Genomic DNA, 13,203 nt, shown 5'->3' on the forward strand with positions numbered 1-13,203 from the left:
CGACGCTCTTGCTTCGCCGCGGGGGCCGGTGCCGGCACCGGGGTGCCAGTGTCACCGCCTGTGCCGGACTCTGAGACCATCGTGACGGCCGAGTTTGTCCTGAGTAAGGACTGTGTGAAGATTCGGTGCTGACGGCTCTGTCGGGGTGGATCGGCGGACAGCTGACCGTAGGTTTCAAGAGGTGTCGGTCGAAGTCAGGAGTGAGCGAAGTGTTACGGGGCAGTCGGGCCGTGCCGTCGGCATGCCCGCGGAGACCGGCGTCGGACCGAACGTGACGACGCTGAACAAGATTCTCGGCATCGCCGGCGTGGCGCTGCTGCTCGGCGGACTGGCGCTCGGCTTCCGGTCGGTGTCGGCCGGGGCGGTGGACTGCGGCTCGGTGTTCGCGCCGGCCGGCGGGATCACGCCGATGGCCTGCGACGGCAAGCTGGACAGCTCCGCGACTCTGGTCACGGCCTTCGTCGTCGCCGGCGTGCTCAGCCTGGCGGTCGCGATCGCGCTGAAGGTCCTGCACGACCGGCGCGTCGACGCCTGAACCCGCGCCGGCGCGACCTCAGCCCGGCAGCACGGACTCCATCCGGCGCAGGATCTCGGTGAGCAGCTCGGTGCCGGTGCCGAAGTTCAGCCGGACGTGGTCGCGAGCCGCCGGGTCGTAGTCCTGACCGGGGCTCAGGGCAACCAACGCCTGGTCCCGGAAGACCGTCGCCGGGTCCGGACCGAGCCCGAGCCCGCCGCAGTCCAGCCAGGCCAGGTACGTCGCCTGCGGTGGTGACCAGGTGATCCCGGCCGGAAGCTTCTCGCCGATCAGGGTGCGGTTGCGGTCGAGCTGGTCGATCAGCGCGTCCAGCCACGGATCGCCCTCGGCGAACGCGGTCTCGGCCGCGATCACCCCGAGCAGGCCGACCTGCTCCGCGCCGTACGGCATCCGGCGTACGACGTCCTGGGCGCGGTCGGAGGCGGTGACGACCAAGGCCGTCTTCAGCCCGGCCAGGTTGAAAGCCTTGGAGGCCGAGGTCAGCGCGATCCCGCGCTCGCGGGCCGCCGGCGACACCTCCAGCCAGGGCACGTGCCGGGCGCCGGGCAGGACGAGCGGCGCATGGATCTCGTCGGCCAGCACCCACGCGTCGTACTGCGCGCACAGCTCGGCGATCTGCTCCAGCTCCGCCCGCGGCAGGACCCGGCCGGTCGGGTTGTGCGGATTGGCCAGGATCAGCACCCGCAGGCCGTCGCGCAACTCGGCCGCCAGCCGGTCGAGGTCGAACGAGGCGTCGGCGCGCAGTGGAAGCCGACGGATCTCGAAGCCGGCAGCCGGCAGCTGCTCCAGGAACGGCGGGTACGCGGCGGTCGCGAAGCCGATCCGGCCGCCCGGCGCGAGCACCCGGCACAGCTCGACCAGCCCGACCATCACCTCGGGGACCAGTGCCAGCCGGTCGGGATCGACCCGCCAGCCGAGCCGGCGCTCGGCGAATCCGGTGAACGCCTCGCGCAACCGTGCAGTCACCTCGTGCGCGTAGCCGAGATCGCTGCGGGCGACGGCCTCGTGCAGCACGGACGCCACCGGCGGGGCCAGCTCGAAGTCCATCTCCGCGACGGTGGCGCCGATCGTCGCCGGGCCGAGGCCCGACCACTTCTCGCTGCGCCGCTGCCGCAGGACCTCGAGCCCGGGAACGAAGAGCTGAACCATCCCGGCACCCTAACGCCGCGACCGGTCCTGGCGCGGCGTTTCCCGGCGACACCCCGTTTCCCGGCGGCTCCCCCATAATGAGGGCTCCTGAGCTGGTGGGGCGGGTCAGGGATGCACCGACGGACACACGGCAGCACTGCATTTCCGGGGAGGACCAGCGATGACCGACGAGCTCGCGACCGGCGGCACGGCGGATCAGTTCGCCGAGCTCGCGCTCGAGCTGCACGCCTCCGACGGTGTCACCGAGACGATCGACACCGTGCTGGCGTTCGCGCTCGACGCCGTCGGCTGCGCCCAGGCCGGCGCCGCGCTGCTGAACCACGGCCGGCTCGAGATCGCCGCGGTCACCGACCCGGTGATCGAGCGGATCTACCGGTTCCAGCTCGACCGGGGCGAGGGACCGCTGATCGCCGCCCAGGAGCAGGGCAAGCCGGTCCGGATCCCCGACACCGCGCAGGACGACCGCTGGCCGGCCTGGGCCGCGATGGTCAGCACCGAAGGCCTGCGCAGCGTGCTGCAGCTGCCGCTGGTGATCAGCGGCCGGACCGTGGGCGTGCTCAGTCTGCACAGCACCAAGGCGGACGGGTTCGACGCCGACGACGAAGCGGTCGCGCACATCCTGGCCCGGCACGCGTCGGTGGCGGTGGCGGCCGCGCGGCAGCAGCAGACCCTGGTCGAGGCGGTCGACGCGCGCAAACTGATCGGTCAGGCGATGGGCATCCTGATGGAGCGGTTCGCGGTCGACGCCGACCGGGCGTTCGCGATCCTGCGGCGGTACTCGCAGGACAACAACGTCAAGCTGCGCACGGTGGCCGAGGAGCTGATCCGGACCCGGCGGCTGCCCGGCTGAGCCGTGCGGGCCGCGATCCCGGTGTCCGGTGGGCGCTGACTAAGGTGGGGCGTCATGAGCTTCACCGGGTTCCCGGTCGCCGCGCTGGACTTCTACGACGACCTCGAGATGGACAACACCAAGACCTTCTGGACCGAGCACAAGCAGGTCTACGAGCAGGCCGTCCGGGCGCCGATGGCCGCGCTGCTGACCGCGCTCGAGCCGGAGTTCGGCCCGGCGAAGATCTTCCGCCCCCACCGCGACGTCCGGTTCGCCAAGGACAAAACGCCGTACAAGACGCACCAGGGCGCGTTCGTGCCGACCGGCCCGTCGACCGGCCGGTACGTCGAGCTGGCGGCGCCGGGCGTGCGGGTCGGCGCCGGGTTCTACGAGGCGGCCGCGGACCGGCTCGGCCGGATCCGGACCGCGATCGAGGAAGACCGGCGGGGCCGGCAGCTCGAACGGTTGCTGGCCGACCTGGTCGCAAGCGGCTGGACGGTCGGCGGCGACAAGCTGAAGACCACACCCCGCGGGTACGACGCCGACCACCCGCGCATCGATCTGCTCCGGCACAAGTCGCTGACGGTCGGCCGCTCGTACGGGTTCGAGCCGGTGATCCACAGCGCGGAGCTGGTCGACCGGATCCGCGCCGACTGGCGAGCGGTCACCCCGCTGCTCGACTGGCTGGACGCCAACGGCTGACCAGCCGGACCGGCTACAGGTCCTTCAGGATGTCCGCGATCAGGTCGCGGGTCTTGTTCGGCGGTGGAGCGGCGACGCAGAGCGCCTCCATCGTCGCCGTGTACTGGTCGAGGTCCTCGAGCTTGTCCAGGTACAGCGCGCTGGTCAGGTGCTCGATGTAGACGATGTCCGGCAGGTCCTGCTCGGGGAACCGCAGGATGCTGTACGCGCCGCCGGTCGCCGCGTGCCCACCGGCGGCGAACGGCATCACCTGCAGCGTCACGTTCGGCAGGTGGGTCGCCTCGATCAACGACTCCAGCTGGATCCGCATCGCCTTCACGCCGCCGATCGGCCGGCGCAGCGCCGACTCGTCGACGACCGCCCAGAGCCGGACCGGGTTCGGCCGGCTCAGGACTTCCTGGCGGCTGATCCGCAGCGAGACGCGCCGGTCGACCTCGTCGGCCGGGATCAGCCCGCGACCGAGCTGGACGACGGCCCGGACGTACTCCTGGGTCTGCAGCAGACCGGGCACGAACTGCAGCTCGTAGGTACGGATCAGCTGAGCCGCGGCCTCGAGCCCGAGGTAGGAGTGGAACCAGCTGGGCAGTACGTCGCCGAAGCGGTGCCACCAGCCGGGGTTGTTCGCGTCCCGGGCGAGCGCGAGCAGCCGCTCGCGTTCCTCCTCGTCGTCCAGGCCGTAGAGCTGGAGCAGGTCGGCGACGTCGCGCTCCTTGAAGCCGACCCGGCCGAGCTCCATCCGGCTGACCTTGGACTCCGAGGAGCGGATCTCCCAGCCCGCGTCGGCCCGGGTGATGCCGGCCGCCTCACGCATCCGGCGCAGGTGTGCGCCGAGAATGATGCGAAGCGCTGTCGGCCCGCTCTGCGCGCCCGACTCCGTCACTCCCACCTCCGACGCCCCAGCTGCCGTTGTCTGCCCGACCCAAATCATCGCACGACGGCCGACTGTTCTGTCGATGGTGCGCGGGTGACGGGTCGGGGTCGTGATCGACGCCACTACCCAGCGTGAGAACGGCAGGCTCGCTCGGATTTCTGGAGCGCCGGTTTGTCAGGACATTATCGCGCCACGATCGGCCGCCCGAACGGGCCGCCGAAGGCTGCCGGGAGCCGATCTGAGCGTGGAAAGGCCCGTCAGGAGGTCACAAACGTAAAACGTGCGAATGCACGTGCATCGGGCGCTTGCATTCGCAGCGTGCCGACGCCATGATTGCTTCATGCACAGAAGGTGAGCTGAATCTCGCGTCAAGTGACATCGCGTGATTCGGCAGGCCGGTCCAAAGCCCCGCCGGCAGTCCGCTGCCGGCATGACTGGTTGGGGAACCCGAGTCGATGAGCAACCACGACGCCGAGCCCGTCGAGCACCGCGCCACTCGCGGCGACCGTGCCCCCGGCGAGCTGACCGAGCGGGAGATCCAGGATCTGGTCGCGCGCTGCCCCGAGCAGCAGCGATGGGCCTTCGAGGGCTGGCTGCGCGGCGTCCGTCACCTCGACGGCGACCCGATCGTGAGCCTCACTCCATGAACACCGATCGAGCAGGAGGCCGGAAAATGGTGCGGATCTGGTTGGGCGACCACCTGATCGCCGAGTACGTCGCGGAGCCCGATCGGGCGTCGCGGTACCAGCGGGTGATGACGCCCAAGTTCACCGGGCTGCGCATCACGGTGGACAACGCCGCTGGGCCCGGTAGTGCGTCGGAGCTCCCGCGCAGCGAGCAGCTGTGGCCGCTCACCGTGCAGTAGAGCAGGACAAAGCAGTACTCAGCATCCTCTGATCAACCGCTACGGACCAGTGATCGGGTCCGCCGGCGGTGCACCACCGCTCCGGTGAACTACCGGAGCGTCTGCTGGAAGGCCGTCCTCCTCCTCAAGGGGACGGCTGGGCAAAAGGCCGTCCTCCTCCTCAAGGGACGGCCTTTTGTCATGTCCGGCCCCTGCAGACGAGAAGAGGCCCCCTCACCGCTCGCCCGGTGAGGGGGCCTCTTGCTCTGGTACCCGGATGTGGGTCAGGCGAGGTCGTCGAACTCCCCGTCGTGAACGCCGCCGAGAAACGCCTCGATCTCGGCCTGGGTGAAGACGAGAGCCGGACCGTCGGTGTGACGCGAGTTCCGCATCGCCACGCCGCCGCCCGGAAGCTTCGCCACCTCTACGCAGTTGCCGTTGGGGCCACTCCGCTGACTCTTCCGCCAGGTCAGCTCGCTCATCGCGTCGCCGGGCATGCCGTTGTAGACAGCAGTCATCAGCTGCACCTTCCGTACGTCTTTGGCATATGCACGTGCATTTGGGCTTGCATTTGCATCGTACACGGTTGAGGGCCACGTGTCCGGTCCACTACGGAACGTGCTGAGCGCTCGGCGCGTCGCGGCTCGAAGATGGCGTTCGGTGACGGTTTCGCGCCCCCGCCGCGGCGGTGGTTGACCTGCCTCCGGGGCGGGCATAGTCCGAGCGGGCGCCGGCCACGGCGTTCTGCGGGCGCAAGGCCGGAACGCCTTGGTCAGTTGAGAAATCAGGCTTTTCGGATCGGCTCCGTCGGCCGTCGCCGAGCGGGGTGATCCACCCGTCGACTGGTACGGAAATGCACTACAGTGGCGACCCTTGAATCCCCCACACCACGAAGGTTTGCGCGATGGCGACTCCCGACGGTCCGGAGGCGACTCCGGAGTTCGACACCACTCAACCGACCATCGCGCGCGTGTACGACGCGCTGCTCGGCGGCAAGGACAACTTCGCCGCCGACCGCGAAGGGGCGGCCACCTACCTGAAGTACGTACCCGACGCCGGTCGCTGCGCGATCGACAACCGGGCCGCCCTGGTGCGGGGCGTGCAGTACCTGGCCCGGGAGGCGGGCATCGACCAGTTCCTCGACATCGGCAGCGGGCTGCCGACCCAGAAGAACACCCACCAGGCGGCGCAGGAGATCAACCCCGACGCCAAGGTGGTCTACGTCGACATCGACCCGATCGTGCTCGCGCACGGCCGGGCGCTGCTCGCGACCAACAAGTCGACCATCGTGGTCACCGCCGACCTGCGCAAGCCGCAGGAGATCCTGGCGAACGAGGAGATCCGCGCGCTGCTGGACTTCAGCCGCCCGGTCGCGCTGATGATCGTCGGTATCCACATGCACTTCCATGACGACGAGTTGCCGGACGAGTGGGTCCGCACGCTGATGGACGCGATGGTGCCGGGCAGCTACCTGTTCATCACCGACTTCGTCGACACCGGTGACCCGCTGCAGAAGTCGATGGAGCAGGCCGGCCTGGAGAGTTTGGGCAACGGCTGGATCCGGACCCCGGAGCGCATCGAGCAGCACTTCCTGGGCATGCCACTGGTTCCGCCCGGCCTGGACTTCCTCGAGCGCTGGAACCCGGCCGACCCCGACGCCGACGTCCCGGACGCCGACGAACTGCTGCCGTACCAGCGCATCCTGATGGCCGGCATCGCCAAGAAGGTCTGACCCCGTAGTACACACCGAAGGTCTGACCCCGTAGTGCCCACCGAAGGCGCGCGTCCCGTCCGGGCCGCGCGCCTTCGTGCATCCACCCCCCCACGACCCGCCCGCCCCCGCCCACCCCGCGCCGCCATTTGCGGGGATAACCGTGCACTTCGTGGGTCCACCGGTCGTCATCGCCCGGGAGAACCCACAACGTGCGCGGTTAGCCCCGCAAATGGGGCGGGGGAGGGGGCGGGTCGGGTGGGGCGGGGTGGGTGAGGTGGGGTCGGGTGGGGTCAGGTCTGGCGCTGTACCAGGAGGGCCAGGCGGCGGAGGGTTTCGGTGTTGCGCAGCGACAGGATCGGGTCGAGCGCCGCTTGCGGGACCATGGCGGCCGGTCCCTTCACCGCCTTTTCCCGCATCACCAGGTGACACTGGCCGCCGCGGTCGGTGGCGACGAACTCCACCTGCCCCTCGCCGGTGGGCCAGGCGCGCACGCGCAGCTGCAGGAAGCGGTTCGGCTCGTACTGCTCGACCGTGGTGGTGTCGTTGATGAGCGCCGGCCACACGCCGACCGAGTGGTGAATTCTGTGGCCGGGCTGCGGCCAGCCTGGTTCGACGGCTCGGACCCGGGAGGCGCCGACCACCCAGGCGGCGTACGTCCAGCCGTCGGTGAGGACGTCGAAGACGTCGGGAACGGGGGCCTGGATCAGACGTTCGTTCTCGCTCATGAGGGCTCTGTACCCACCCGGGATGCACAACGTCAACGAAGTGACGACTAGAATCTTGTCATCGATCCGTTGACATGCTACATCTGAGGGTGCGTGTTGACACTGACCGGCAAGCGATCTTCTGGAGGTGGAACGATGTTGATGCGCACCGACCCGTTCCGTGAGTTCGACCGGCTGGCCCAGCAGGTCGCAGGAGCCACCGCGGGAACGTGGTCACGGCCGAACCCGATGCCGATGGACGCCTACCGGCACGGCGAGGAGTTCGTGCTGCTGTTCGACCTGCCCGGCGTCGAGGCGGACGCGATCGACCTGGACGTCGAGCGCAACGTGCTGACCGTCCGGGCCGAGCGGCGACCGGCCCCGGTGCCCGAGGGGGTCGAGCTGCAGGTGGGCGAGCGGCCGCTCGGCGTGTTCTCCCGGCAGCTCGTGCTGGGCGACAACCTCGACGCCGACGGCATCCAGGCCCGCTACGACAACGGCGTGCTGACGGTGCGGATTCCGGTCGCCGCCCAGGCCAAGCCGCGCAAGATCACCGTGAACGGCGGGACCAGCCAGCAGATCGACGCCTGACCACCCGCCGGCCGCCGTCGCGGTGGCCGGCGGATACAGAGCAAGGAGAGCCATGCCGCAGCCGACCGGCGACATCACCGTCGCCCCCTCCGATCCGACGGAGGTGCTCGCCCAGCTCGTCGGCATTCTCGACCACTTGGCGGACAGCCCCGGAACCGGCGGTCCCGAGCCCAGCAGTACGGCGAACGGCAATCTGGCGAACGGCAGTACGGCGAACGGGTCCGGGCCGGCGGTCGAGGTCGAGGACCTGCTGGCGGCGCTGGACGGACTGCGGTGGTTGCGGGAGCAGGTGGCCGGCTGGGAGCCGCGGCTGATCGAGGCCGCGCGCGCGGCGGGCGCCAGCTGGAACCAGTTGGCGCCGGTGCTGGGTGTCGCCAGCCGGCAGGCGGCCGAGCGGCGCTACCTGAGGCTCAGCCCGAACACCTCCGACCCGACGATGACCGGGGAACAGCGGGTCCAGGCGGCTCGTGACCGGCGGGCCAGCGACCGCGCGGTGGTCGAGTGGGCCCGCACCAACGCGGCCGACCTGCGCCGGCTGGCCGGTCAGGTGACCGCGCTCGACGGCCTGGACAGCAAGGCCCAGGCCAGCGTCGACCGGCTGCACGACGCGCTCGGCGCCGACGACTCGGCGGCGCTGCTCGCGCCCCTGGCGGAGGCGGGACCGCGGCTGGTCCGCGACCATCCGACGCTCGCCGACCGCATCTCCGAGGTCGGCGACCAGGCCGACCAGGTCCGCCGCGAGGCCCCGCGGCGCTCAGGGCGTGGTGCGTGACCACACCCCCAGTACACGAGGAGGATCGCCCCCGATGAAGCTGTTGTTCGAGCTGCGCCCGGTCGACCACCTGGAAGCCAGCGTCGACTACTACCGCGAGCTGGGACTGGAGCCGATGGCCTGGCCGGACGACGACACCGTCCTGCTCGCACCGCTCGGCGCGGCAGAGCCGACGCTCGCGCTGATGCGTGACCCGGCCGAGGCCGCGCTGGGGACCGGTGGCGTCTACGAGGTCGGTGACGTCGACGAGTACTACGCCGATCACCCGGACCTGGACTGGCTGGTCGCCCCGGCGGACAGCACGCTCGGCCGGTACGCCGTGTTCGCGGACCGGACCGGACTGCCGATGCGTCTGCTCGACCCGGACCCCCGCGTTCCGGCCGGAGCCGCCGGCTGGCTGACCGCGGTCGCCGTCGCCAGCTGAACCGAGTCGATCGGACCGTGCCGGCGGTGCATCCGTCGCGCGCCTGATGCGCTCGACACGGCGCCGCGCTCGCCTCTGGTGGGACGACCGGCAGCGGCGTAGCGTCAGCCTTGGCAGGGAGTTCGCCGGCGGGTCGCCGCCGGCGGGATTCCGGGGGCCGGGGGAGCGGACATGGCACGGGGACGAGTTGTCGGTGTTGGCATCGCGGGGCTTGCGCTCTGCGCGTTGATGGGCTGTGACAGCAGCGACGGGGGCGGTGGTGCCGTCGGCAACCGAACGCCGGCGTACCCCACCAGCACGGCCACGCTGTCGAGCCCGACGAGCACAGTGCGCGTCAGTTCGCCGCCGGTGCTCGCCCCCGCGGCCCAGACCGTGGTGAACGATTTACTGCCGACGGCCGAAGGCATTGCTGCGGACATACATCGCCTGTACGAGCACACGAACCTCACGCCGGCCGACGTCGAAGCGCAGGCGGTCAGCCTGTGCAAGAACCAGTTCTCGGCGTTCGTCACGATGGGCTGGATGGCGATGAGAGTGCCGCAGAAGAACCTGCTGATGCTCGGCCCGGCGCATCGATTGCTCGACCTAGCGAGTACGCCGCGGATCTGCACCCGCGGACCGACGCCGGTGGAGCGGCAGCAGTACCGCCACCAGCTGTTCACGTTCCTGGCCAACGCTCCGGTACGGCCGTCGTACCTGCCGGCCGCGCCGGACGCCGTGCAGCGGAACGTGTGCGGCTTCCTGCAGCACCAGGCCGGTGGCCAGACGGTCGAGATGGTCCTGGCCTCCATCGCGAAGGCCGTGCGGAGCAGTGCCGATCTCGACGTCTTCCTGCCCGCCGCGGTGGAGATCGCGGCGCAGACCTGCGAGCAGTGGTTGCCGCTGATCAGAGACGTTCTCGCCGAGCACTTCAGCCCCAACTGACTGACCCCGTCCACGCTGAGTCGGCCGAGGTAGCTGGTACGTCGTACGGCGTGATCCACTGGTCCGCATGACCGAGCTGCGCAGGGATCTGGGGCCGACGGACGCCGTGGTCGTCGGGCTCGGGGCGATGATCGGCGCCGGGGTGTTCGCGGTGTTCGCGCCTGCGGCCGGTGTGGCCGGGACCGGCCTGCTGATCGGCCTAGCGCTCGCCGCGGTGGTTGCATACTGCAACGCCTCGTCGTCGGCCCGGCTCGCCGCTGTGTACCCCGCGTCCGGTGGCACCTACGTCTACGGACAGGAGCGGCTGGGCCCGTTCTGGGGCTACCTGGCCGGCTGGGCGTTCGTCGTAGGCAAGTCCGCCTCCTGCGCGGCGATGGCGCTCACCGTCGGTTCATACCTCTGGCCGGACCACAAGCACGTCGTGGCGGTCGCCGCCGTGGTCGCGCTGACGGCACTCAACTACGTCGGTGTGCAGAAGGCGGCCTGGCTGAGCCGGGTCATCGTCGCCGTCGTGCTGCTGGTGCTGGCGATGGTCGTCGTGGTCGGCCTCACCGCGGACACCGCCCAGTACTCCCAGCTCGAGATCGGCCGGGACGCGACCTTCGGGGGAGTGCTGCAGGCAGCGGGGCTGCTCTTCTTCGCCTTCGCCGGCTACGCGCGCATCGCCACGCTCGGCGAGGAGGTCCGCGACCCGGCCCGGACGATTCCCCGCGCGGTGCTGCTCGCGCTGGCGATCACCTTGGTCACGTACGTCGCGGTGGCGGTCGCCGCGCTGGTCGTGCTCGGCCCGGCCCGGCTGGCGGTGGCGCCCGACCCACTGGCGGAGCTGGTGCGCGCGGCGGGCGTGCCGATCCTCAGCCCGGTCGTCCGGGCCGGTGCGACACTGGCCGCTCTCGGTTCGTTGCTCGCCCTGATCCTCGGCGTCTCCCGGACGACGCTGGCGATGGCGCGCGACCGCCATCTGCCGCCAGCGCTGGCGGCGATCCACCCGCGCTATGAGGTTCCGCACCGCGCCGAGCTCGCCGTCGGGCTGCTCGTCGCGCTGGTCGCCGCCACCACGGACCTCCGCGGTGCGATCGGCTTCTCGTCGTTCGGGGTGCTGGTGTACTACGCAATCGCCAACGCCTCGGCCTGGACGCTCGAGCCGCGACGCCACGTCGTACCGGGGCTGGGGCTCGTCGGCTGCCTGGTTCTGGCCTTCGCGCTGCCGCTCTCGTCGATCCTGGCCGGCCTCGCCGTCCTGGCCGCGGGGGTGGCGATCTACGCGCTCACCGCGCGCCGACGCGTACGGTCCTGAGCTCCGGAGCTGCCGACTCCCGGGCTCACCCTTGGTGGCACGGCCGGCGGTCCGAAGCCGGCCAGACGTACGGCAGCTCCGGCGGGTCGTCGAACAGGGCTCCGTAGTACTGCGGGTCCTTGCTGAGCAGGGCCGATCGGTGGCTGCGGTGGAAGTCTTCGTCGCCGAGCCAGGGCGGCAGGTCGCCGGCCTCGGCGAGCGCCTGCTGAGTGCGGACGTGGTCGAGGCCGCAGCCGGACTTGAGGTCGGTGAGCAAGGTGAGCTGGCAGGTGTCGGCCCGGCCGGACGCCGTCCAGGCGGCGCAGATTTCCAGGCCGTACCGGACCAGCCCTTCCTCGTAGCCCGCCCACATCTTCACGGCGGGATGGTGGCGCCAACCGTAGGTGCTGATCGTCAGGCCGCGCAGGATCTGGATCGTCTCCACCCGCTGCTTGCCGAGCCGCCGGGCATCCAGCACCCTGGCGCTCGCGGCGAAGTCGGCGTACGGCAGGAAGGACTGCATCAGGTCCGGGCCTCCTGCGACTCCGCTTCCGGCTCGGGGTCGAGGCCCTGGCTGCGGTGGGCGGCGATCAGGCCGAGGACCAGGCCGGCCGCGATCAGGATGCCGCCCCGCAGCCAGACGCCGGCCTCGATCTGGGTGAAGAGCAGCAGGCAGGACAGCACGCCGAGCACCGGGACGACGGTCGGGGCGTGGAAGTGGTCCGCCTCGACGTGCTGGCGGCGCAGGGCCAGGACCGCCAGGTTCACGGCGGTGAAGACGACGAGCAGCAGCAGGACGAGGGTCGACGCCAGCTGGGCGACCTCGCCGGTCACCGCCAGCAGCAGGGACAGGGCCGTGGTGACCACGATGGCGACCCACGGCGTACCGCGTTTCGGCAGCAGCCGGGTCAGGCCGTGCGGCAGCAGTCCGTCGCGGGCCATGCCGTAGGCCAGCCGCGACGACATGATGCCGGTCAGCAGTGCGCCGTTGGCGACGGCCACCAGGGCGACGGCGCTGAAGATCCACGGCGGTACGCCGCCCGCGGCCCGGACCACCTCGAGCAGCGGGCCGCTCGACTCCGCCAGCTGCGATGTCGGGACGGCGGCGCTCGCCACGATGCCGACCAGCAGGTAGACGACTCCGGCGGTGGCCAGCGCGCCGAACAGCGCCCGGGGGTAAGACCGGCGCGGGTCCTTGGTCTCCTCGGCGATGTTCACCGAGGTCTCGAAGCCGACGAAGGAGTAGTACGCCAGCACCGCGCCGCTCAGCGTGGCGGTGACGGCCCCGGTCCCGCCGGCGCTCAGCTCGCTGAGCCGGCCGAGGTCGGCGTCGCCGCGGGCGATCAGCCAGGCGCCCAGTCCGACGACCAGCAGCAGGCCGGACACCTCGATCGCGGTGGCGACGACGTTCGCCCGCAGCGAGTCCTTGATGCCGTAGGCGTTGAGCAGGCCGAGCGCGGCCAGGAAGATCAGGGCCGCCAGCGCCGGCGGCGAGGTGACGAACTCGGCGAGGTACTCACCGCCGAACGCCCGGGCCAGCGCGGCGACCGAGACGATGCCCCCGGCAAGCATGCAGAACCCGGTGAGGAACCCGACGAACGGCCCGAAGGCGCGGTGGGCGTAGTACGACGCTCCGCCGGCGCGCGGGAACTTGGTCACCAGTTCGGCGTACGAGGTGGCGGTCAGCAGGGCGAGCAGGAGCGCGAGCACGAGCGGCAGCCAAACCGCGCCGCCCGACTCGGCGGCGACCTGGCCGACCAGCACGTAGACCCCGGCACCGAGGATGTCGCCGAGGATGAACAGGTAGAGCAGCGGTGTCGTGACTTCCCGGCGCAGTGTCATGCGCTGCTCAGTACCCCGCTGACCTG

General features: G+C 70.8%; 17 protein-coding genes. 11 read left to right on the plus strand and 6 right to left on the minus strand.

From position 1 onward, the window contains the following. Positions 1–241: 241 nt before the first annotated feature. Positions 242–535 carry a hypothetical protein gene (locus KFLA_RS09400; RefSeq protein ID WP_012919551.1) on the plus strand — a complete coding sequence of 98 codons (294 nt, stop codon included), beginning with the start codon at positions 242–244 and terminating at the stop codon, positions 533–535. A gap of 18 nt (positions 536–553) precedes the next feature. Here the strand turns inward: KFLA_RS09400 and KFLA_RS09405 are convergent, their stop codons facing one another. Then, positions 554–1,684, minus strand: coding sequence for a MalY/PatB family protein (locus KFLA_RS09405; protein ID WP_012919552.1), 1,131 nt, complete (start codon positions 1,682–1,684; stop codon positions 554–556). Between the two features lie 160 nt (positions 1,685–1,844). Between KFLA_RS09405 and KFLA_RS09410 the strand changes: the two genes are divergently transcribed. Both KFLA_RS09410 and KFLA_RS09415 read left to right on the plus strand, forming a co-directional pair. Further along, positions 1,845–2,534: a GAF and ANTAR domain-containing protein gene (locus tag KFLA_RS09410; protein ID WP_012919553.1), complete on the plus strand. Its 690-nt coding sequence runs from the start codon at positions 1,845–1,847 to the stop codon at positions 2,532–2,534. 54 nt (positions 2,535–2,588) lie between these two features. Next, positions 2,589–3,215: a DUF2461 domain-containing protein gene (locus tag KFLA_RS09415; protein ID WP_012919554.1), complete on the plus strand. Its 627-nt coding sequence runs from the start codon at positions 2,589–2,591 to the stop codon at positions 3,213–3,215. Positions 3,216–3,228: 13 nt separating this feature from the next. On the opposite strand, the gene KFLA_RS09420 is transcribed toward KFLA_RS09415, so the two are convergent. Then, on the minus strand, positions 3,229–4,095 hold the full coding sequence (locus tag KFLA_RS09420; RefSeq protein ID WP_012919555.1) for a helix-turn-helix domain-containing protein: 867 nt from the start codon (positions 4,093–4,095) through the stop codon (positions 3,229–3,231). Positions 4,096–4,541: 446 nt separating this feature from the next. On the opposite strand from KFLA_RS09420, the gene KFLA_RS09425 reads away from it, so the two are divergent. Together KFLA_RS09425 and KFLA_RS09430 are read left to right on the plus strand one after the other, a co-directional pair. Further along, positions 4,542–4,733 carry a hypothetical protein gene (locus KFLA_RS09425; protein ID WP_012919556.1) on the plus strand — a complete coding sequence of 64 codons (192 nt, stop codon included), beginning with the start codon at positions 4,542–4,544 and terminating at the stop codon, positions 4,731–4,733. Positions 4,734–4,759: 26 nt separating this feature from the next. Continuing rightward, complete coding sequence (locus tag KFLA_RS09430) at positions 4,760–4,951, plus strand: hypothetical protein (protein ID WP_012919557.1); 192 nt, start codon at positions 4,760–4,762, stop codon at positions 4,949–4,951. A 263-nt stretch (positions 4,952–5,214) separates the two neighbouring features. Here the strand turns inward: KFLA_RS09430 and KFLA_RS09435 are convergent, their stop codons facing one another. After that, positions 5,215–5,448, minus strand: coding sequence for a DUF397 domain-containing protein (locus KFLA_RS09435; protein WP_012919558.1), 234 nt, complete (start codon positions 5,446–5,448; stop codon positions 5,215–5,217). A gap of 386 nt (positions 5,449–5,834) precedes the next feature. Between KFLA_RS09435 and KFLA_RS09440 the strand changes: the two genes are divergently transcribed. Further along, positions 5,835–6,662, plus strand: coding sequence for an SAM-dependent methyltransferase (locus KFLA_RS09440; RefSeq protein WP_012919559.1), 828 nt, complete (start codon positions 5,835–5,837; stop codon positions 6,660–6,662). Positions 6,663–6,934: 272 nt separating this feature from the next. On the opposite strand, the gene KFLA_RS09445 is transcribed toward KFLA_RS09440, so the two are convergent. Then, on the minus strand, positions 6,935–7,369 hold the full coding sequence (locus KFLA_RS09445; RefSeq protein WP_012919560.1) for an SRPBCC family protein: 435 nt from the start codon (positions 7,367–7,369) through the stop codon (positions 6,935–6,937). Between the two features lie 135 nt (positions 7,370–7,504). On the opposite strand from KFLA_RS09445, the gene KFLA_RS09450 reads away from it, so the two are divergent. From KFLA_RS09450 to KFLA_RS09470, 5 genes are all read left to right on the plus strand, one after another. Beyond that, a complete protein-coding gene (locus tag KFLA_RS09450) occupies positions 7,505–7,939 on the plus strand; it encodes an Hsp20/alpha crystallin family protein (protein ID WP_012919561.1) in 435 nt (144 codons plus the stop codon). A gap of 52 nt (positions 7,940–7,991) precedes the next feature. Then, positions 7,992–8,711: a hypothetical protein gene (locus KFLA_RS09455; protein WP_012919562.1), complete on the plus strand. Its 720-nt coding sequence runs from the start codon at positions 7,992–7,994 to the stop codon at positions 8,709–8,711. Positions 8,712–8,745: 34 nt separating this feature from the next. After that, complete coding sequence (locus tag KFLA_RS09460; RefSeq protein WP_012919563.1) at positions 8,746–9,135, plus strand: VOC family protein; 390 nt, start codon at positions 8,746–8,748, stop codon at positions 9,133–9,135. 171 nt (positions 9,136–9,306) lie between these two features. Next, complete coding sequence (locus KFLA_RS09465; RefSeq protein WP_012919564.1) at positions 9,307–10,059, plus strand: hypothetical protein; 753 nt, start codon at positions 9,307–9,309, stop codon at positions 10,057–10,059. A 67-nt stretch (positions 10,060–10,126) separates the two neighbouring features. Then, positions 10,127–11,356, plus strand: coding sequence for an APC family permease (locus KFLA_RS09470; protein ID WP_012919565.1), 1,230 nt, complete (start codon positions 10,127–10,129; stop codon positions 11,354–11,356). Between the two features lie 25 nt (positions 11,357–11,381). Here the strand turns inward: KFLA_RS09470 and KFLA_RS09475 are convergent, their stop codons facing one another. Together KFLA_RS09475 and KFLA_RS09480 are read right to left on the minus strand one after the other, a co-directional pair. After that, entirely contained in the window at positions 11,382–11,858 is a 477-nt protein-coding gene (locus KFLA_RS09475) for an MSMEG_6728 family protein (protein ID WP_012919566.1), read from the minus strand. Beyond that, on the minus strand, positions 11,858–13,177 hold the full coding sequence (locus KFLA_RS09480; RefSeq protein ID WP_049797293.1) for an APC family permease: 1,320 nt from the start codon (positions 13,175–13,177) through the stop codon (positions 11,858–11,860). Before KFLA_RS09480 ends, KFLA_RS09475 begins: the two co-directional genes overlap by 1 nt. Positions 13,178–13,203: the final 26 nt, after the last annotated feature.

Origin of the sequence: Kribbella flavida DSM 17836 (assembly GCF_000024345.1) — a bacterium.
Taxonomy (GTDB): Bacteria; Actinomycetota; Actinomycetes; order Propionibacteriales; family Kribbellaceae; genus Kribbella; species Kribbella flavida.